The 19,871-nt window shown below is 69.9% G+C and carries 18 protein-coding genes; 8 read left to right on the top strand and 10 right to left on the bottom strand.

The annotated features are described in order from the left end of the window. Window positions 1–15: 15 nt before the first annotated feature. Window positions 16–585, top strand: coding sequence for a GNAT family N-acetyltransferase (locus tag DEU36_RS12480; protein ID WP_120264669.1), 570 nt, complete (start codon window positions 16–18; stop codon window positions 583–585). A gap of 10 nt (window positions 586–595) precedes the next feature. On the opposite strand, the gene DEU36_RS12475 is transcribed toward DEU36_RS12480, so the two are convergent. Then, entirely contained in the window at window positions 596–2,515 is a 1,920-nt protein-coding gene (locus tag DEU36_RS12475) for a transcription antiterminator (RefSeq protein ID WP_120264668.1), read from the bottom strand. Window positions 2,516–2,622: 107 nt separating this feature from the next. Here DEU36_RS12475 and DEU36_RS12470 point away from each other — a divergent pair, with 107 nt between their 5' ends. The 7 genes from DEU36_RS12470 to DEU36_RS12440 all read left to right on the top strand — a co-directional run bounded on the left by DEU36_RS12470 (window position 2,623) and on the right by DEU36_RS12440 (window position 9,066). Further along, window positions 2,623–2,973, top strand: coding sequence for a PTS sugar transporter subunit IIB (locus DEU36_RS12470; protein ID WP_120264667.1), 351 nt, complete (start codon window positions 2,623–2,625; stop codon window positions 2,971–2,973). Further along, window positions 2,970–3,242 carry an HPr family phosphocarrier protein gene (locus tag DEU36_RS12465; protein WP_120264666.1) on the top strand — a complete coding sequence of 91 codons (273 nt, stop codon included), beginning with the start codon at window positions 2,970–2,972 and terminating at the stop codon, window positions 3,240–3,242. Before DEU36_RS12470 ends, DEU36_RS12465 begins: the two co-directional genes overlap by 4 nt. A 50-nt stretch (window positions 3,243–3,292) precedes the next feature. After that, a complete protein-coding gene (gene ptsP / locus DEU36_RS12460; RefSeq protein WP_120264665.1) occupies window positions 3,293–4,948 on the top strand; it encodes a phosphoenolpyruvate--protein phosphotransferase in 1,656 nt (551 codons plus the stop codon). Window positions 4,949–5,001: 53 nt separating this feature from the next. After that, the gene (locus DEU36_RS12455; protein WP_120264664.1) at window positions 5,002–6,585 is read left to right on the top strand and encodes a PTS mannitol transporter subunit IICB; all 1,584 of its coding nucleotides are present in this window, start codon (window positions 5,002–5,004) and stop codon (window positions 6,583–6,585) included. A gap of 86 nt (window positions 6,586–6,671) precedes the next feature. Then, window positions 6,672–7,109 (top strand): PTS sugar transporter subunit IIA, encoded by a 438-nt coding sequence (locus DEU36_RS12450; RefSeq protein WP_023955519.1) that lies wholly within the window; start codon window positions 6,672–6,674, stop codon window positions 7,107–7,109. After that, window positions 7,106–8,272 (top strand): mannitol-1-phosphate 5-dehydrogenase, encoded by a 1,167-nt coding sequence (locus DEU36_RS12445; protein WP_120264663.1) that lies wholly within the window; start codon window positions 7,106–7,108, stop codon window positions 8,270–8,272. Before DEU36_RS12450 ends, DEU36_RS12445 begins: the two co-directional genes overlap by 4 nt. Then, entirely contained in the window at window positions 8,269–9,066 is a 798-nt protein-coding gene (locus DEU36_RS12440) for an alpha/beta hydrolase (protein WP_120264662.1), read from the top strand. The genes DEU36_RS12445 and DEU36_RS12440 overlap by 4 nt, the downstream gene beginning before the upstream one ends. 110 nt (window positions 9,067–9,176) lie before the next feature. Here the strand turns inward: DEU36_RS12440 and DEU36_RS12435 are convergent, their stop codons facing one another. The 9 genes from DEU36_RS12435 to DEU36_RS12395 form a co-directional block, all read right to left on the bottom strand. Continuing rightward, window positions 9,177–10,085: a hypothetical protein gene (locus DEU36_RS12435; protein ID WP_147374413.1), complete on the bottom strand. Its 909-nt coding sequence runs from the start codon at window positions 10,083–10,085 to the stop codon at window positions 9,177–9,179. A 173-nt stretch (window positions 10,086–10,258) separates the two neighbouring features. After that, complete coding sequence (locus DEU36_RS12430; RefSeq protein WP_120264660.1) at window positions 10,259–11,374, bottom strand: adenosine deaminase; 1,116 nt, start codon at window positions 11,372–11,374, stop codon at window positions 10,259–10,261. Between the two features lie 73 nt (window positions 11,375–11,447). Continuing rightward, window positions 11,448–12,758 (bottom strand): thymidine phosphorylase, encoded by a 1,311-nt coding sequence (locus DEU36_RS12425; RefSeq protein WP_120264659.1) that lies wholly within the window; start codon window positions 12,756–12,758, stop codon window positions 11,448–11,450. Continuing rightward, a complete protein-coding gene (locus DEU36_RS12420) occupies window positions 12,755–13,156 on the bottom strand; it encodes a cytidine deaminase (protein WP_023955526.1) in 402 nt (133 codons plus the stop codon). The genes DEU36_RS12425 and DEU36_RS12420 overlap by 4 nt, the downstream gene beginning before the upstream one ends. An 8-nt stretch (window positions 13,157–13,164) precedes the next feature. Next, the gene (locus DEU36_RS12415; protein ID WP_120264658.1) at window positions 13,165–14,442 is read right to left on the bottom strand and encodes an ABC transporter permease; all 1,278 of its coding nucleotides are present in this window, start codon (window positions 14,440–14,442) and stop codon (window positions 13,165–13,167) included. Then, a complete protein-coding gene (locus DEU36_RS12410; RefSeq protein WP_120264657.1) occupies window positions 14,442–15,776 on the bottom strand; it encodes an ABC transporter permease in 1,335 nt (444 codons plus the stop codon). Before DEU36_RS12410 ends, DEU36_RS12415 begins: the two co-directional genes overlap by 1 nt. Next, a complete protein-coding gene (locus DEU36_RS12405) occupies window positions 15,773–17,287 on the bottom strand; it encodes an ABC transporter ATP-binding protein (RefSeq protein ID WP_120264656.1) in 1,515 nt (504 codons plus the stop codon). The genes DEU36_RS12410 and DEU36_RS12405 overlap by 4 nt, the downstream gene beginning before the upstream one ends. 85 nt (window positions 17,288–17,372) lie before the next feature. Beyond that, window positions 17,373–18,485, bottom strand: coding sequence for a BMP family protein (locus tag DEU36_RS12400; protein ID WP_120264655.1), 1,113 nt, complete (start codon window positions 18,483–18,485; stop codon window positions 17,373–17,375). A gap of 127 nt (window positions 18,486–18,612) precedes the next feature. Further along, window positions 18,613–19,728 carry a mannose-1-phosphate guanylyltransferase gene (locus tag DEU36_RS12395; protein ID WP_120264654.1) on the bottom strand — a complete coding sequence of 372 codons (1,116 nt, stop codon included), beginning with the start codon at window positions 19,726–19,728 and terminating at the stop codon, window positions 18,613–18,615. Between the last annotated feature and the right edge of the window lie 143 nt (window positions 19,729–19,871).

Genomic DNA, 19,871 nt, shown 5'->3' with positions numbered 1-19,871 from the left:
CGCTAGGCTTCGGGAGTGCTGCTGACCGAACCCGTGGAGCTCGCCGACGACCACGTGCGGCTCGTGCCGCTCGCGTACGAACATGCCGACGACCTGACGCGGGCCACCGTCGGACTCGAGTACGCCTGGTACACCTCGGTTCCCGACTCGGTGTCGGCGGACATCACGCAGCGACTTGCCTGGCGCGACGAGGGGCACATGAACCCGTTCGCCGTGCTGCGGGGCGACATCGCGGTGGGGATGACGACGTTCTGCAACATCGACCAACCCAACCGCAGAGTCGAGATCGGGCACACCTGGCTCTCGCCCGCCGTGCAGCGCACAGCCGTCAACACCGCCGCGAAACGCCTCCTGCTCGCCCACGCGTTCGAGGCCTGCGACGCCATCGCGGTGGAGTTCCGCACGTCATGGCACAACCGCCAATCGCGCGCGGCGATCGAGCGGCTCGGCGCGAAGCAGGACGGCGTGCTCCGCAACCACCGGCTCGGGCCGCACGGAACGCTGCGCGACACCGTCGTGTACTCCGTGCTCCCGCACGAGTGGCCCGCGGTGAAGCTGGGACTCGGGGCGCGACTGGCCCGCTGAGCGCAGGCGATCAGCCGTCGACGACCGCCACGAGCTCGTCGAGGAAGGCGCTGAAGGTCGTGCCGCGGCGCACGATCCGCTGCACGCTCTCGCGCTCGCTGAAAACCTCGACCAGCTGCTCGAAGACGGTCTGGAACGCGGCGCGATCCGATTCGGAGAACGCCACCATCGCCACGACCTGCACCCGCCCGTCGCCCCACGCGATCGAGGGATCCGCGATGCCGAGCGAGATGGCCGTGCGCGTGGCCGTCATGCCGATGGCGTGCGGCACGGCGAGCGCGTCGGTGAAGGCCGTGGAGGACAGCCGCTCGCGCTCGATCGTGCGCTCGATGTAGTCGTCGTCGATGACCCCCTGCTCGACGAGCAGCGAGCCCAGTCGGCGTATCGAGGCCTCTTCCCCGCCCTCGCCGTCGAGCCCGCGGATGAAGGCGGAGGGGTCGAAGTAGCGCTCGAGCTCGGCGCGCAGGCGCGCGAGGCGGCGAGCGCGTCGAAGCCGGGCCGCGGCGGTCTGCACGCGATCGATGTCGGCGTCGGTGAGGAACGGCTGGATGTGGACGATCCGATCGCTCATCACGGGAGGCGCGATGGTGGAGAGGATGAGGTCGGTGTCGATCGAGGCCCAGTCCGGGTCGACGCGCGTCTCGACGCCCACGACATCCAGTGCCTGCCCCAACGACCGGTCGACACTGGAACGCAGCAGCTCGTGGAGCTCGTAGTAGCCGGGGCAGACGATCGTCGCCGTCAGCGCCTGCGCCGACAGCCGGCTGCGTTCGAGGCGCCCGCCGACGTGCATCGCGATGTAGGCGATCTCGTCGTCGAGGAGAGGGATGCCGAGGAGGCCCCGAAGCGCGTCGGCGATGTAGACGGCGACCTCGAAGATCATCGGATACGTCGTCTTCAGCGACCGGGTGAGCGGGTTCCGCGACCACGCCTGCTCGCGCGCCCGGTGCTTGAGGTTCTGCACGTGCAGCGACAGGCGCAGCACGAAGTCCTCCTGGTCGATGTCGACGAGGAACTCCGCGGCCGCGCGCCGCACGACGTCGCGCACCGCGGTCGCGACATCCGGGTCGATGCGCTCGCGGACGAGCGCCGCCGGCTCGGTCGCCCCCGGGGCGACGACACGTGTGAGCACGAGGGCGGCGAGGTGCTGCCGGTCGCCTGAGCCCAGGACGACCCCGAGGTGGCGTCGCGTGAGGCGATCGAGGATGTCGCCGACCTCCGCGCGGAATGCGGCGTCGTCGGCCTCGGCCACTTCGAGCGCCCGACCCCGAGTGATGCGATCGGCGGCGATGGCGATGTGCATGACGACGTCGCCGATGCCGAACTCGTTGACGAAGTAGCCGAGCTCGGTGAGCTCGGCGACGAGATCATCCTTGAACGGGCCGAAGGCCACCGCCCCGACGGACCGCTCGCCGAGAGTGCGACGAAGACTGTCGAGGTCGAACGATCCGTCGTCGGTCTCTTCGTGCGCGAGCCGGCTGAGGAGCCGCCGCTGAGCCATCTCCGTGCCGCGCAGGCGCGCCCGCGACGACGTGCGCTCGAGGCTGAGCTCGGTGCCGCCGAGCAGGCCGCGCACCCGGCCGAGGTCGGCGTCGATCGTGGCGGGGCTGACGAAGAAGGCCTCCGCGGTCTCGAAGAGGTCGATCCCCTCGGAGGAATCCAGCAGTGCGCGCACGAGGCGGTGCAGCCGGTCGCGAGGTGTGCCCGCGTCACCCACGTGCACCGCGGCGGCACTGTCCGGCCCCGCACGATAGCCCTGCGGCCCGGACTCGACCACGGCGCCGTCGGGGACCCGGGCGTTGAGCGCCGTGACATAGCTTCGGATGGAGCGCGGCGTGACCCCGATCGCGTCGGCGAGCGCGGCTGCCGTCACCCAGTCGCCGTCTCGCGCGAGAATCGCGAGGACGCGGTCCTGCCGGCTCCTGGTCACGCTCCCATTCCATCATGGCCCGACTCACCTTCCGCCCCTGCGGAAGCAGGAAGGCCTTGTCGCCTCTCAGGCCGCTCACAACAATGGGGAGAGGAGGAGGCGGGTCGATGAGGATCCTGGTCGTATGCGGCGCGGGTGCGTCGAGTACTTTCGTCGCACAGCGAGTGCGCCATGCGGCGCAAGCACGCGGTCTGGACATCACCGCCACCGCCGGAACCGAGCAGTCACTGCCGATCGATCTCGACGCGGCGGACATCGTCCTCGTCGGCCCCCAGCTCATCCCGAAGCTGGACCGGATCACCGAGGCCGCGGCTGCCCGCGGAACGCGCGTCATCCTGATGCCCGCCGACATCTTCCGAGATCTCGACGGCAGCCGGACGCTCGCGCTGATCACCGCTCCGGCTGCCACCACACGTTCCAGCACCGACATCCCATCAACGGAGAGGACCTCCTCATGAGCGAGGCATCGCGTACCGTCCGCATCGGATCGTCCAACGGGCTCCACGCCCGTCCCGCGAAGCTGTTCGCCCAGGCGGTCAAGCAGTCGGGTGCCAACGTCACGATCTCGAAGGGATCGGGCTCGCCCGTGAACGCGGCGAGCATCCTCGGAGTCATCGCGCTCGGCGTCGAGTACGGCGATTACGTCACCCTCACGGCCGACGGCGACAGCGCGGAGAACGTCCTCGACGAACTCGCCGACCTCCTCGCCACCGACCACGACGAGTGACCACGAACGACCATCGATACGAACACGGACGATACGAAGGAGATCGAGCAATGAGTGAGCTTCGCGGAGTGGGCATCGGCCTGGGAGTCGCGCAGGGACCGATCGCACGGATGGCGGAGCCGCTTCCCGCTCCGAAGGACGAGAAGTCGCAGCGCTCGCTCGACGAAGAGACGGCGCGCGTGAAGGATGCCGTCGCCGCTGTCGCGCGTGAACTCGAACAGCGCGGCGCACAGGCGGGCGGAGCCGCCCGCGACGTGCTCGAAGCGCAGGCCATGATGGCCGAGGACCCGAGCCTCGAGGCCGAGGTCGCGACCCGCCTGCAGGCCGGCAAGACCGGCGAGTTCGCCGTCTACGACGCCTTCGCCTCGTTCCGCGACCAGCTGTCGGCGATGGGCGGCTATCTCGGCGAGCGCGCCGCAGACCTCGACGACGTCGCGCAGCGCGTCATCGCGCACCTCCGCGGTGTCCCCGCCCCGGGCGTGCCCGAGCCGGGACACCCGTTCGTGCTCGTCGCGAAGGACCTCGCCCCCGCAGACACCGCGCTGCTCGACCTCGACATGGTCCTCGCGCTGGTCACCTCCGAGGGCGGTCCGACCTCGCACACCGCGATCCTGGCCCGTGAGAAGTCGATCGTCGCGGTCGTCGGCGTCACCGAGGCCGCGAGCCTCTCCGACGGCGAGACCGTCATCGTCGACGCCGCGAAGGGCGTCGTCACGACCGACCCGAGCGACGACGAGCTCGCGCAGGCCCAGAACCGCGCCGACGAGCGGAAGTCGGCGGCATCCGCCCCGATCACCCCCGGTGCACTCGCCGACGGCACGGCCATCCCGCTGCTGGCGAACCTCGGCAAGCCCGAGGGAGCGGCGCAGGCCGTCGAGCTCGGCGCCGAGGGCGTGGGCCTCTTCCGCACCGAGTTCCTCTTCCTCAGCTCCGCTCAGGCCCCCACCGTCGCGCAGCAGCGCGAGGCCTACACGAAGCTGCTGCAGGCGTTCCCGGGCCAGAAGGTCGTCGTCCGCGCCCTGGATGCCGGGGCCGACAAGCCGCTCGCATTCCTCAACGACGCGCACGAGGAGAACCCGGCGCTCGGGCTCCGCGGGCTCCGCGCCCTCCGCGCCAGCGAGGACATCCTGCGCGAGCAGCTCACCGCGCTCGCCGAAGCGGATGCCGCGACCGAGGCCGACCTGTGGGTCATGGCCCCCATGGTCTCCACCGTCGAGGAGACGGAGTACTTCGTCGGAATCGCTCGCGAGTACGGCATCAAGACCGCCGGTGTCATGGTCGAGGTGCCGTCGTCGGCGCTGCTCGCCGACCACGTGCTCAAGGTCGCCGACTTCGCCTCGATCGGCACCAATGACCTGACGCAGTACACGCTCGCCGCCGACCGCCTGCTCGGTTCGGTGTCGTCGTTCCAGGACCCCTGGCACCCGGCCGTGCTGCGTCTCATCCACGAGACCGGCAAGGCGGGCCAGGCCAACGGCAAGCCCGTGGGCATCTGCGGCGAGGCCGCGGCCGACCCGCTGCTGGCCGTCGTGCTCGTGGGCCTCGGCGCCACGAGCCTGTCGATGGCGCCCACCGCGCTCGCCGACGTCCGCGCCACCCTGCTCGCCCACACCCTCGACGACGCACGTCGCATCGCCGAGGCCGCCCTGACCGCGACGGACGCGGCCTCGGCACGCGCCGCCGCGCAGACCGCCGCCGGCATCTGATCAGCACCAGCACCCGCACCACACACTGCACCGCACCAGAAGGAGAACCAGAAATGACAACGACGTCAACACCACCCGCGGGAGGTGGGGTCCGGGTCCGCGTCCAGCGCTTCGGAACCTTCCTCTCGGGAATGGTCATGCCCAACATCGCGGCCTTCATCGCATGGGGTCTGATCACCGCTCTGTTCATCGACACGGGATGGGTCGGACAGGACGGGCCGATCGAAGCCTGGCAGTGGGCCGACTCCCGCATGCTCGGCGGCGGGGTCACCCCTGACGGCACCGAGTGGACCGGCCTGGTCGGTCCCATCATCACCTACCTGCTGCCTACCCTGATCGCCTACACCGGTGGCCGCATGGTCTTCGGCGTCCGCGGCGGTGTCGTCGGCGCAGTCGCGGCGATGGGCGTCATCGTGGGCGCCTCGGGCACCATCATGTTCCTCGGCGCCATGGTCGCCGGTCCCCTGACCGCTCTGGCTCTCAAGTGGATCGAGAAGCTGTGGGCGGGCAAGGTCCGCGCCGGATTCGAGATGCTCGTCGACAACTTCAGTGCCGGCTTCGTCGCATTCTTCGCGGCGCTCGCAGCCTTCTTCTGGCTTGCCCCGGTGATGAAGTTCGTCACCGACGTGCTCGGTGGTGCCGTCGGCTTCCTCGTCGACCGCGGCCTGATCCCGCTGGCGAGCATCATCGTCGAGCCCGCGAAGGTGCTGTTCCTCAACAACGCCATCAACCACGGCGTGTTCACCCCGCTCGGAACCCAGGAGTCGCTCGAGACCGGGAAGAGCCTGCTCTTCCTCGTCGAGGCCAACCCCGGCCCCGGCGCTGGTCTGCTGCTCGCGATCTCCGTCTTCGGCGTGGGAATCGCCCGCGGAACCGCACCGGGCGCGTTCATCATCCAGTTCTTCGGTGGCATCCACGAGGTGTACTTCCCGTACGTGCTGGCGAAGCCCCTCCTGATCGTCGCGCTCATCGCCGGTGGTGCCAGTGGCGTTGCCACCAACGTCATCTTCAACTCCGGCCTCGTCGCGGCAGCCTCGCCGGGGTCGATCTTCGCGGTGCTCATCCAGACCGCGCCGGGCAGCCACCTCGGCGTCATCCTGTCGGTCATCATCTCGGCCGGTGTGACGTTCGCCGTCTCGGCGGCAATCCTGCTGGCGGGCCGCAAGCGCGACCTCGCCCGCGAGGCGGCCGGTGAGGGCACCTTCGAGGACGCCATCGCACGCACCGAGGCCAACAAGGGCAAGAGCTCGGAGGCCCTGTCGGGTCTGCGCGCATCGGGTGCGGCCGCCGCCACCGGCGCAGCCGCCGAGACCGGCACCGGCACCGCGACGGCGACCAAGCCGATCCAGTCGATCGTGTTCGCGTGCGACGCGGGCATGGGCTCGTCGGCGATGGGCGCGAGCGTCCTCCGCAACAAGATGAAGAAGGCCGGCATCGAGGACGTCACCGTCGTCAACAAGGCCATCGCGAACCTCGACGGCACCGCCGACCTGGTCATCACGCAGCAGCAGCTGACCGACCGCGCGAAGGCGCAGAACCCCGACGCGCTGCACGTGTCGGTGGACAACTTCATGAACTCGCCGAAGTACGACGAGGTCGTGGAGATGGTCCGCAAGCAGCACGACGCCGACGCATAGGCTCGAAACCCAGACCCGGGGCCGGGGCGGTCCATCCGCCTCGGCCCCGCGTCATCCCCCCGCAACATCACTCGAAGGAGACAGACATGGCACGTGAGGTCCTGAACATCGGTCAGATCCGCATCCACTCCGGAAGCGCTACCCGCGAAGAGGCGATGAAGGAGGCCGCTGACCTTCTCGAGTCCGCCGGTGCCGTCACTTCCGCGTACTTCGACGCCATGCAGCAGCGGGAGCAGACCGTGTCGACGTACATGGGCAACGAGCTCGCCATCCCCCACGGCACCAACGAGACCAAGGACGCGATCCTCGACTCGGCGCTGTCGTTCGTCCGCTACGACGGCGGCGTCGACTGGGGCGGGGAGCCCGTGTCGTTCGTCGTCGGCATCGCCGGCAAGGGCGACGAGCACCTCGACATCCTGTCGCAGATCGCCCTGCTCTTCTCCGAGGAGGACGACGTCGCCCGACTGAAGGCCGCGCAGACCCCCGACGAGCTCTACGCCCTGCTCGCTTCGGTGAACCAGTGAGCACCGCGGTCCACTTCGGAGCCGGCAACATCGGCCGCGGCTTCGTCGGCCTCCTCCTGAACGAAGGCGGCTACGAGCTCGTCTTCTCCGATGTCGCCGCTCCCCTGGTCGACGCCATCAACGCCGCGTCCGAGTACACCGTCCACGAGGTCGGCGAGGGCGGTGTCGACCGCACCGTCACCGGTTTCCGCGCACTCAACAGCGCGGAGGACCCGCAGGCCGTCGCGGATGCCGTCGCGACCGCGGACGTCGTCACGACCGCGGTGGGTCCCACTGTTCTGAAGTTCATCGCGCCGCACATCCTCGCCGGTCTCGCGCTGCGCGACCCCGCGGCCGCTCCGCTGGCCGTGATGGCGTGCGAGAACGCGATCGGTGCCACCGACCTGCTGCGCGACGAGATCCGCGCCCAGGCCGGTGACGCGTGGGAGGCCGTCTCGGGCCGAGCGATCTTCGCCAACACCGCCGTCGACCGCATCGTGCCCGCGCAGCCCGCGGGCGCCGGCGTCGACGTCACGGTCGAGCCGTTCTACGAGTGGGCGATCGAGTCCGGCCCGTTCGGGGGCGACCTGCCGAACATCCCCGGCGCGCACTTCGTCGACGACCTCGAGCCCTACATCGAGCGCAAGCTCTTCACGGTCAACACCGGACACGCCACGACGGCGTACTTCGGTGCGCAGGCCGGTACCCCGACCGTGGCCGAAGCCCTCGCCGTACCCGAGATCGCCGCGAGCGTCTCGGCCGCGCTCGAAGAGACCTCGGCGCTCCTCGTCCACAAGCACGGTCTCGACGCCGGCGAGCTCGCGGAGTACCGCGCCACGATCCTGCGGCGCTTCGCCAACCCCGAGCTGCCCGACACCGTCGGACGCGTGGGACGCCAGCCCCTCCGCAAGCTCTCCCGGCACGAGCGCTTCGTCGGCCCCGCCGCGGAAGCGGCCGAGGCCGGCCTGTCGGTGGATGCGTTGGTCGCGGCGATCGGCGCCGCCCTTGCGTTCGACGACCCGGAGGACCCGCAGTCCGTCGAGCTGCAGCAGCGCCTGCGCACCGAGGATGCGGCATCCTTCACGGCCTCGGTGACGGGACTCGAGCCCTCGCACCCGCTCTTCGCGCGGGTCGAGCGCGCGGTCGCCGAGCGCCAGTCGGCGATCGGCTCAGACCCCCGATGAGCGACGCGGCGGTGCGGGCGGCGGGTGACGAGCCCGGACGCCCGCGCCGTCGGTTGCGGACGCGACGGATCGTCCGCGTCGGCCTGCTGTCGATCGCCGGCATCCTGGTGGCCGCCGTCGTCGGCATCCTCGTCTGGAGCCAGGTCAGAGTCATGGACGCCGAGGCGGAGCCCCTCGCCGCCGTCCGCGCCGACGCGCGCATCGCGATGTCGGAGGTCGACGGCAGCCTCGTGCTCGAACCCGCCGCGGGACCGGGGGGTGTCGGCCTCGTCTTCGTGCCGGGCGCGAAAGTGCAGGCCGAGGCATACGCGGCGATCCTCGCCGACGTGGTGGCTGACGACGATGTGACGGTGGTGATCACCCGGCCGTGGCTCAACCTCGCATTCTTCGACCCGCGGCCGCTCTCGTCGTTCACGGACCTCGTCCCCGGGGTCGAGACCTGGCTGGTTGGCGGGCACTCGCTCGGCGGCGTACGGGCGTGCCAGATGGCGACGGATGCCGACGGGCTCGTCCTGTTCGGGTCATACTGCGCGACCGACCTGTCGGCATCAGGGCTGCCGGTGCTGAGCCTGTCGGGCTCGGACGACGGCCTGACCACACCGCAGAAGGTCGACGACAACCGCCACCTGCTGCCCGCCGGTGCGACTTTCGTCGAGATCGCCGGCGCCAGCCACGCATCCTTCGGCGACTACGGTCCCCAGGCCGGCGACGGTACCCCCTCGATCTCGCCCGCCGACATGCGGGCCGAGGTCACCGCGGCGCTGTCGGCACTCGTGGCATCCCTCCCCCGCTGACCCGGCGCCCGGGGGGCACGCCCCAGGGGCACCTTCCCGAGGTCCCAGTTCGGCCGGGAAGTCGGCAGCTATACCCGGCCCAAGTGGGACCTCGGTGAGGCCTTCGAGCGTCAGGGACGCCACCCAGCTCGGAGAAGGGCGGACCGGACCATATCGACCGCCGGCCGACCGTCACCGCGAAGGTGGTGGCGCAGGATCCGTACGTGCTCCCAGCCGCTCGCTCGGATCGCGTGCCAGCGGTCGGCGTCGCGCGCGAACTGTGCGTCGTCGAAGGCATGCTGGCGACCGTCGTACTCGACGGCCACCCGCCATCGCCGATATGCGAGGTCGAGCCGTGCGATGAAGACGCCGGATGCCCGTCGCAGCTCCTGGTTCAGCTCCGGCTCGGGAAGCCCCGCTCGCTGGAGGACCAGACGCAGACGGGTCTCCTCCGACGACTCCGAACCCGGCCGGATGTCGGCCAGCGCACGGATGAGCCGGCTGCGCCCACGCGCCGCGTGCAGCTCGACCTCGTCCGCCAGCTGTTCAAGGGTCACGAGCCCGCCGCGGCCGACGAGGTAGTCGCCCGCCGCGACGAGGTCGTCGTGCTGCCACACCGCGCCGACGTGCCGCCACGCGCGGGCGGGATGCTCGAACGGGATGCCGCTGACAGTCCACACCGCCGGAGAACGTTCGCCGAGGCGGTGGCCGATGACTCCGTCGGCTCGCGGCTCGCGCTTCGGCCGGTGGGCCGCCACGTGCAGGGCGAGCGCATCGCTCCCGAACGGGAGCGGCGCCCCGTATCGCGCGAGCGCGGTGTCGTGGCTGAAGAACTGCCAGGGCCGCAGCCGCACCGCATACTGCGTGCACCGCTCGGCGACATCCGCGGGGCGGGCTCCGCGCGGTGTCCGGGTACCGCGAAACGGGATCTCGAGGTCGCTCGCGTCGAGTCGTCCCGCCGTCACGCCCATCGCTCGGGCGGCTCCGACCGAGAACGGAACTCCGCGCAGCGGTTCAGGAAGGGGCTGAGGCCGACGCATCCCGACAGCCTCTGCCTCTTCGACGCTCCCACGCCTCCGGCTCCCGCGTCTGTGAGCATCGCGTGCTCGCCGCCCTCTGGGCAGAAACCGCGAGGTCCCAGTTGGGCCGGGAATCAGGCTTCGACACCCAGCCCAACTGGGACCTCGAGGGGGTTAGGCGGGGTTAGCCGGGGTCATGCCCCGAAGCCCTCCGCGATGACCTCGATGAGCTCCTCGCGCTCCTCGACCGAGAGGAACGCGCCGGCGGCGGCGTTCAGCTGGAAGGCCTGGAGATCGTCGAGGTCGTAGTCGAAGGTCTGCGCCAGGGTCGCGAGCTCACGCGTGAGCGATGTCCGGCTCTGGGTGCGGTTGTCGACGTTCACCGTGACCGAGAAGCCCAGCTGGTACAGCAGATCGAAGGGGTGATCCTCCCACTGCGTGCCCCAGCCGGCGATGGCACCGGTCTGCAGGTTCGAGGACGGTGCCAGCTCGAGCGGGATCTCGCGGTCGCGCACCCACCGCGCCAGGTCGCCGAACTGGACGAGCACCTCTTCGCCCTCACGTGAGACGACGTTGAGGTCCGAAGCGATGCGCACACCGTGGCCGAGGCGCAGCGCACGCCCGTCGATGAGCGCCGAACGGATCGAGTCGAGGCCCGCGGCCTCACCCGCGTGCACGGTCACCGGGAAGAACTCCGAGGCGAGATAGTCGAACGCCTCGCGGTGGCCCGCCGGAAGGAAGCCGTCCTCGGGGCCCGCGATGTCGAAGCCCGCGACGCCGCGGCCGCGGTTGTCGACCGCCAGACGGGCGATCTCCAGCGAGCGGTCGGCCTGACGCATCGCCGACAGGATCTGACCGACACGGATGTCGTCGCCCGCAGCCTCGGCGGCATCCTCGCCCTCTTCGATGCCCTCCTGCACGGCGTCGACGGCGTCCTGCAGCGACAGACCAGCGCGCAGGTGCTGCTCGGGCGCCCAGCGCACCTCGCCGTAGACCACGCCATCAGCGGCGAGGTCGGTGACGAACTCGCGCGCGATGCGGCGCAGCCCCTCACGGGTCTGCATGACCCCGAGTGTGACCTCGAAGGTCTTGATGTAGTCCACGAGCGAACCCGAATCGCTCTGCTCCTCGAACCAGTCGGCGAGGTCGTCCGCGTCGGTCTCGGGCAGGTCGGTTCCGAGCTCGTCGGCCAGCTCGACGATCGTGGCGGGACGCACGCCGCCGTCGAGGTGGTCATGCAGCGAGACCTTCGGCAGCGACCGCACCGAGACGCCCTGCAGTTTCACGTCGGCGTGCTGTTCGATCGGCATGGCGGGCTCCCTGGTGTGAACGAGCGGGTAGGACGGTTAGGAAGGACGGCATCCGAGGGGCGGATGCCGGAGCTCAGGCTGTGATGCGCTCGAGGACGAGCGGCCCCGCGGGCGGAGCGTCGTCGTCGATCTCCCACGCGCCGTGCAGCGCGTCGAGAGCACGGTCGAACCGCGCACCATCATCGGCCAGAAGGGTGAACAACGGCTGACCGGCAGCCACCTCGTCACCCGGCTTGACGTGCAGGTCGATGCCCGCGGCGTGGATGACCGGGTCCTGGGCACGGGCGCGACCGGCGCCGAGGCGCCAGGCGGCGATGCCGAAGGGCAGCGCCTCGAGCCGGGAGATCACGCCGGCGGTCGGCGCGGTGACCGTGTGCGTCTCGCGGGGCGCGGGGAGCGCGGCATCCGGGTCGCCGCCCTGTGCCTGGATCATGCGGCGCCAGACGTCCATCGCCCGGCCGTCGGCGAGGGCCGCCTCGACGTCGGCGTCGGGCTGTCCTGCGAGCGCGAGCATCTCGCGCGCCAGCGCCACGGTGAGCTCGACCACGTCGGCGGGGCCGCCGCCGGCGAGGACCTCGACCGATTCGCGGACCTCGTTCGCGTTGCCGATCGCAAGGCCCAGGGGTGCGTTCATGTCGGTGAGGAGCGCGGTCGTCGCAACGCCCGAGTCGGCGCCGAGCGCGACCATCGTGCGGGCGAGCTCGCGCGCCTTGTCGACGTCCTTCATGAAGGCGCCGGAGCCGAACTTCACATCGAGCACGAGCGATTCCGTACCCTCGGCGATCTTCTTCGACATGATGCTCGACGCGATCAGCGGGATCGCCTCGACCGTGCCGGTGACATCGCGCAGCGCGTACAACCGCTTGTCGGCCGGCGCGAGGCCCGAGCCTGCGGCGCAGATCACGGCACCGACGTCGCGCAGCTGAGCGAACATCTCGTCGTTCGACAGCGCCGCACGCCACCCGGGGATCGACTCGAGCTTGTCGAGCGTGCCGCCCGTGTGTCCGAGGCCACGGCCCGACAGCTGCGGCACGGCGACACCGAAGGCGGCGACGAGCGGCGCGAGGGGCAGGGTGATCTTGTCGCCGACACCGCCGGTGGAGTGCTTGTCGACCGTGCGCTTGCCGAGTCCGGCGAAGCTCATGCGCTCGCCCGAGGCGATCATCGCGTCGGTCATGACGCGGATCTCGTCGCGCTCCATGCCGTTGAGCAGCACCGCCATGGCGAACGCCGCCATCTGCGAGTCGGCGACGTACTCACGCGTGTAGGCATCGATCATCCAGCGGAGGGCGTCTTCGGCGACGGCCCCGCCGTCGCGCTTGGTGCGGATGACATCGACGGCGTCGAACGCCTCGACAGCGGATGCAGTGGACTCGGCGCTCATCGGGCGGCCTCCTCGAGGTCGCGGGGCCCGAACGCGTCGGGCAGCACCTCGTCGATCGTGCGGATGCCCGAGACGGTCTCGAGCAGCATTCCGGGCAGGGCGAATTCGTTCAGCAGCTGGCGGCACCGACCGCACGGCATGATCGTCTGCCCGTCGTTGTTGACGCACACGAAGGCGACGAGCTGTCCGCCGCCCGACATGTGCAGGTCGCCGACGAGGGCGCACTCGGCGCACAGCCCGACGCCGTACGACGCGTTCTCGACGTTGCATCCCGAGACGATGCGTCCGTCGCTGACGAGCGCGGCCGCGCCCACCCGGTAGCGCGAGTACGGTGCGTACGCACGCGTCATGGCTTCCGTCGCGACGGCGCGCAGCTCGTCCCAATCGATGTCTGTCACAGCAGAGGTCACCCCTTGATGTACGGCTTGCCGGCGGCTGCCGGCCCACGGATGTGCCCCGCGAACCCGGCGACCGCGAGGATCGTCACAAGGTACGGGAGCATGAGCATGAACTCGCTGGGGATCGGCGTCCGCAGCACCGTCAGCAGATTCTGCAGGTTCGTCGCGAACCCGAACAGCAGCGCCGCCAGAGTCGCGCGGATCGGGTCCCAGCGTCCGAAGATGACGGCGGCGAGGGCGATGAAGCCCAGGCCCGCGGTCATCTCCTTGGTGAAGGTCGGCACCGACACCAGGGTGAAGTACGCACCTCCGGCGCCGGCGATCGCACCGGCGAGGCTGACGTTCCAGAACCGGGTCGGGTTGACCTTGATGCCGACGGTGTCCGCGGCCTGCGGGTGCTCGCCGACGGCCCGCAGCCGCAGACCCCACCGGGTGCGGTAGAGGCCCCAGGCGACGAGACCGACGGTGACGTACATCAGGTAGACGATGAACGTCTGGTTGAACAGCACGGGCCCGATCACGGGGATGTCGCTGAGCAGCGGGATCGGCAGGCGCTGGAACGTCGTCGCACGGTTGAGCGTCGCCTCGTTCGGCGCGAGGAGCGCACCGAAGAGGAATCCGGTGAGGCCGGTCACGAGCACGTTCAGCACGACACCGACGATCACCTGATCGACGAGGTAGCGGATCGAGAAGACCGCGAGGACGAGGCTCACCAGGACGCCGCCGACCATGGCGGCGATCAGTCCGATGAACGGGTTGCCGGTCATGCTGCCCACGAGCACCGCGCCGAAGGCGCCGAGCAGGAACTGACCCTCGATGGCGACGTTGACGACGCCGACACGTTCACCGATGACGCCGCCGAGGGCACCGAAGATGAGCGGGACCGACAGCGACACGGCGCCGAAGAGCAGACCGATGACGGGAACGAGCCCCTCGGCAGCTGCCCAGACGAGGAAGGCGAACACGCCGACGAACCCTGCCACAGCGATCAGCCACGTGCGGGGGCGGCGGTAGGCGAACGCGTCCCACGTCGCGACCGCCGTGATGACGGCCATGAGCGCGAGCAGCGTCCAACTGGTCGGCCCGGTCGGGAGCGCGACGTCCGGGATCGGGATCGTCGAGCCGCCGTCGGCGAGGCGGAACGTGCTCGTACCGCCTCGCGGGACGAGGGCGAACAGCATCGCCAGCAGCAGCGTGGCGACGCCCAGGGCGATGGCCGGCTTGAGGTGGCGGACCTTCACCGCGACGGGAGCAGCGGCGGCGGAGGTCAGATCGGTCGTTGCCATCAGGCACCCGCCTTCACAGCGGCGCGGCGCGACGAGTTCTTCGTGCGGCCCGACGCGCGCTTCTCAGCATCGGTCTTGGGAAGGAAGAAGATCGTCCGCACGAGCGGCGGAGCCGCGATGAACAGAACGATGAGCGCCTGCACCACGAGCACGATCTCGACGGGGATCCCCTCCGAGCCCTGCATCGTGAAGCTGCCCGCCTTGAGTGCGCCGAGCAGGATGCCGGCGGCGAAGACGCCCCACGGACGCGAGCGTCCGAGCAGAGCGACGGTGATCGCGTCGAAACCGATGCCGGCGTCGATCGAAGCGGTGAAACCGGTGGTGACCTGACCCTGAACCTGGTTCATGGCGGCGAGGCCCGCGAGCCCGCCGGCGAAGAGCATCGCATAGACGTACATGCGCTCGACCGAGATGCCGGCGGCGCGTGCGGCGTGCGGGTTCTCGCCCACGGCGCGCAGCCGCAGGCCGAGGCTGGATCGCTCGATGACCCACCACACGACGACCGTCGCGATGATGACGACGATGAAGCCCCAGTCGAGCAGCGGGTACTGCGGGCCGAGCAGCTCGGGGAACTGGGCGGACTCCGGCGTTCGCAGCGAGATCGACTGCGTCGTGCCCGTCTGCTGCAGCAGCGAGGGGGTCCGCACCATCCAGCTGACGAGGTAGTAGGCGATGTAGTTGAGCATGATCGTGAGGATCACCTCGTGCGCGCCGGTGCGCGCCTTCAGCAGTCCGACGAGCCCGCCCCAGAGGGCGCCGCCCACGATGCCGGCGATCAGCGTCAGCGGCAGGTGGATGAACATCGGCAGATCGAGGTTGAACGTCACGAGGGCGGCGAAAGCGGCACCGATGAGGATCTGGCCGCGGCCGCCGATGTTGAACAGACCGGCGCGGAACGCCAGCGCTACGCCGAGTCCGGCGGCGATCAGCGGAGCCGCGAAGCCGAGCGTATTCGTGAGCGGACGGATCTGCGTCGCGAAGTCGTCGACGCGCGTGTTGAACACGGCGCCGCGGAACAGGGCGTCGTAGCCGCCCGAGACCGACTGCCAGATCGCGGCCAGGGTGTCACCCGGGCGAGCGAAGAAGTAGCCGGACGCCGCAGCCACCCGCTCGTCCGTGACGGCCATCATGATGCCGCCGACGATGAGCGCGAGCACGATGGCGAGCACCGTGATGACGGCGCTGCTGCGCATCACCTCGGTGATGACGCGGTTCGTCGTCGGCGGCGGGGCCACCTCGGGCTTGCCCGTCAGGGGGCCGCCGACAGGGGGCAGCTGCGAGTCCGCGGGCTCGACGGGAAGGTCGGGCCCGGGACCGGGCGTGGGGGTGGTCATGCTGCTGACTCCTCGGGAACCTCGCCGGCCATCATCAGACCGAGCACGTCGCGCGGCGTCGTCGCCGGAACCACGCCGACGATGCGACCGCGGTACATCACCGCGATGCGGTCGGCCAGGGCGACCACCTCGTCGAGCTCGGTCGAGACGACGAGGACGGCGACGCCGGAGTCACGGGCCTCGATGATGCGCTTGTGGATGAATTCGATGCTGCCGACGTCGACGCCGCGTGTGGGCTGGGCCGCGACGAGCAGTCGCAGCGGCCGGGCCATCTCGCGGGCGATGACGACTTTCTGCTGGTTGCCGCCCGACAGGGTGCCGACCGGGGTGTCGGGGCCCTGGGTGCGGATGTCGTACTCGGTGATGCGCTCGCGGGCGAACGCTTCGAGCGCCCGGCGGTCGATCGTGCCCGCGCGGCTGAAGGCGCGGTCGTCCGAACGGTCGAGGATGAGGTTCTCCTGCACGGAGAACGCTCCGACGAGGCCGTCCTCCTTGCGGTCCTCGGGCACGAACCCGACGCCGCGGTCGAGGATCGCGCGGACACTGCGTCCGCCGAGCTCGTCGCCGTCGAGGCGGATCGAACCGTGGTCGATCGGCAGGAGCCCGAGGATCGCCTCGACGATCTCGGTCTGACCGTTGCCCTGGACGCCGGCGACGGCGACGACCTCACCCGAACGCACCTGCAGGTCGACGTCGTCGACGACGACGATTCCCGACGGCGTGACGACGCGGATGCCGTCGAGGACGAGACCGCCCTCCCCCACGTTCGGTGCCCCCTTGGCGACGACCATCTCGACCGGGCGGCCGACCATGAGCGCTGCCAGCTCGGCGTTGCTCGCCGTCGGCGAGGCTTCGCCGACGACCTTGCCCAGGCGGATGATGGTGATGCGGTCCGCGACTTCGCGGACCTCACGGAGCTTGTGGGTGATGAAGACGATCGAGGTGCCCTCGTCACGCAGCTGACGCATGATCGCCATGAGCTCGTCGGTCTCCTGCGGAGTGAGCACGGCGGTGGGCTCGTCGAAGACGAGGACCTTGGCCTCGCGCGAGAGCGCCTTGATGATCTCGACGCGCTGCTGCACGCCGACCGGCAGATCGCCGACGACGGCGTCGGGGTCGATCTGGAAGCCGAAGCGGTCGGCCACGGCGCGCACGTGCGCGCGGGCGGCGGCGAGGTCGAGCACCCCGAGACCCTTGGTGTTCTCGTGACCGAGCATGACGTTCTCGGCGACGGTGAAGACCGGGACCAGCATGAAGTGCTGGTGCACCATGCCGATGCCCGCGCCCATGGCGTCGCCGGGTCCGCGGAAGTCCTGGACGACGTCGTCGAGGAGGATGTGGCCCTCGTCGGCCTGGTACAGGCCGTAGAGGACGTTCATGAGAGTCGACTTGCCGGCGCCGTTCTCCCCGAGGAGAGCGTGGATCTCGCCCGGCCGGACGACGAGGTCGATGTGGTCGTTGGCGACCAGGGTGCCGAAGCGCTTGGTGATGCCCCGGAGTTCGAGCTTCATGTCGGCCAATCTATGCGACGGAGGGTGGGTGGACAGCGGTCGGGGCCGGGGAACTTTCGTCCCCCGGCCCCGACGACTCATGAACTCACGGGGAGTTCGGCGAGTCCACGGTGATGTCACCGGCGACGATCGACTCCTGGAGGGCGGTCAGCTCGTCGGCGAGACCGGCCGGCAGACGCGACTCGAAGTCGTGGAAGCTCGACAGCTTCACGCCCTCGTTCTTCAGCGTGCCGACGTAGGGGTCGGTCGTGAAGTCGCCGCTCTGGGCAGCAACGGTGGCGTCGTAGACGGCGACGTCGATCGCCTTCTGGATCGACACGAGCGTCAGGTCGGCGACCGTGTCGTCGGAGACGGCGAGGTCGCTGTCGACGCCGAGCATGACGACGTCGCTGCCACCCTCGCGGATCGCCTGCGCGGCGCTCTGGTAGATCGGGCCGCCGACGGGCAGGATCACGTCGACACCCTGGTCGAGGATGCCCTGAGCGACCTGCTTGGCGGTGTCGTTGGCGGTGAAGCCGCCCGTGAAGTTGCCGTCCTGGGCGGTGATGTCCCAGCCGACGACGCCGACGTTCGCGCCCTTGTCCTCGTTGTACTTCTCCACACCCAGCTGGAAGCCGTCCATGAAGACCGTGACCGAGTTGAACTTGTCGCCACCGAAGGTGCCGACCTTGTTCACACCGGCGTCAGCCGACCACGAAGCCGCCGCGTAGCCGCCGAGGTAGGCGGCCTCAGCGGTGTTGAACACCAGCGGCTTGATGTTGGGCGCGTCGGTCGTGCCGTCGAAGTCGGTGTCGGCGTAGTCGTCGATGATCGCGTAGTCGATGTCGGGGTTCGCCGTGGCCGACGCGACGGTGGCCGGAGCGAGCTTGTAGCCGACGGCGACGATCAGGTCGCAGCCCTCCGAGACGAGCGTCTCGAGGTTGGGCGCGTAGTCGTTCTCCGTGGTGGATTCGACCTCGATCGATTCCACGCCGAGCTCCTTGGCCGCGCGGTCCATGCCTTCCTTGGCCGACTGGTTGAACGAACGGTCGTTCCAGCCGCCCTCGTCGGAGACGAGACAGGGGGTGAAGTCCGAGCCCGCCTCGGGTGCGGCGGATCCGCCGGCCTCATCGGGTGCGGCTCCGCAACCGGCGAGGGCGACGAGAAGGCCCGCGGCAGCTGTGATGCCGACGAGCTTCTGAGGGGTCGAGAGTGTCAATGCAGCCTCCACATTGAAGGCGCCGCGGACTTCGCGGCGGCTGGAATGAAGTTACCTACTGTTTCGTCCGGGTTGCACCTCGGACGCACCCCGCCTCGCGAATGGTTACAAAGACGCAATGTGCGCGTCACAGAACGTCGCCGCGGCCCGTCAGCTTGAGGGCGTCGACGACGTGCTTGACGCGCTGGGCGTTCTCGCTCGTGGTGACCAGCAGCGCGTCCGGGGTGTCGACCACGACGATGTCCTTGACGCCGATGAGGCTGATGACGCGCGACGTGTGGCTCACGACGATGCCGCTGGCGGCGTCGGAGAGGATGCGGGCGTTCTCGCCCAGGATGGCGAGATCGTTCTTGCGCCCGTTCGAGTTGAGCTTGGCCAGGCTCGCGAAGTCGCCGACGTCATCCCAGTCGAAGTGACCCGGGACGACGGCGAGCTTGCCCTTCTCTGCTGCGGGCTCGGCGACGACGTAGTCGATCGCGATCTTCTTCAGTCGCGGCCAGATGCGGTCGACGGCGGGGCCGCGACGGTCGCGGTCGTCCCACGCTTCGGCCAGTTCGAGCAGGCCCGCGTGCAATTCGGGGCTGTTCGCCTCGATCTCGGCCAGGAGGACATCGGCCCGCGAGATGAACATGCCCGCGTTCCAGAGGTACGACCGGTCGGAGACATAGGCTCGCGCCGTCTCGAGGTCGGGCTTCTCGACGAAACGCTCGACGAGAGAGGCGTCGCGAGCGCCCTCGACGATCAGTTCGCCGCCGCGCTTGATGTAGCCGAAGCCGACAGCGGGCTCGGAGGGGGTGATGCCGATGGTGCAGATGTAGCCCTCGCGGGCGACCTCGACCGCGTCGCGGACCGCGAACTCGAACACCCGGCTGCCGCGGATGACGTGGTCGGCCGCGAACGAGCCGATGATGACGTCAGGGTGCCGCCGGTGCAGGATCGCCGCCGCGAGACCGATGGCTGCGGCCGAGTCGCGCGGCTCCGACTCCAGGAAGACGTTCTTGTCGGGGATGCCGGGAAGCTGAGCCTCGACCGCGGCGCGGTGAGCACGGCCGGTGACCACGGCGATGCGATCGGGGCCCGAGAGCGGCGCGAGCCGATCCCACGTGTCGCGCAGCAGCGAATGGCCCGATCCGGTCAGGTCATGCAGGAACTTCGGGGCGTCGGCGCGCGACAGCGGCCACAGCCTGCTGCCCACCCCTCCCGCGGGGATGACGGCGTAGAAGTCCGGGATCTCGTCGACCATGCTCCGAGCGTACCCGGGCGCCGGTGCGGCTCCCGGCGCAAGAACCCCCTTTCTTTAGGGTGCCCTTCGTCGCCCCGCGTCATTTTCCCGGCCTAGAATCGTTGTGCGCCCATGTGACGCCGGGGGTCAACCACCCCACCGGG

The sequence above is a fragment of the Microbacterium sp. AG238 genome, assembly GCF_003610405.1.
Lineage (GTDB): Bacteria > Actinomycetota > Actinomycetes > Actinomycetales > Microbacteriaceae > Microbacterium.
The sequence above is the reverse complement of the archived record's forward strand: the minus strand, read 5'-3'. Positions and strand labels throughout refer to the sequence as shown.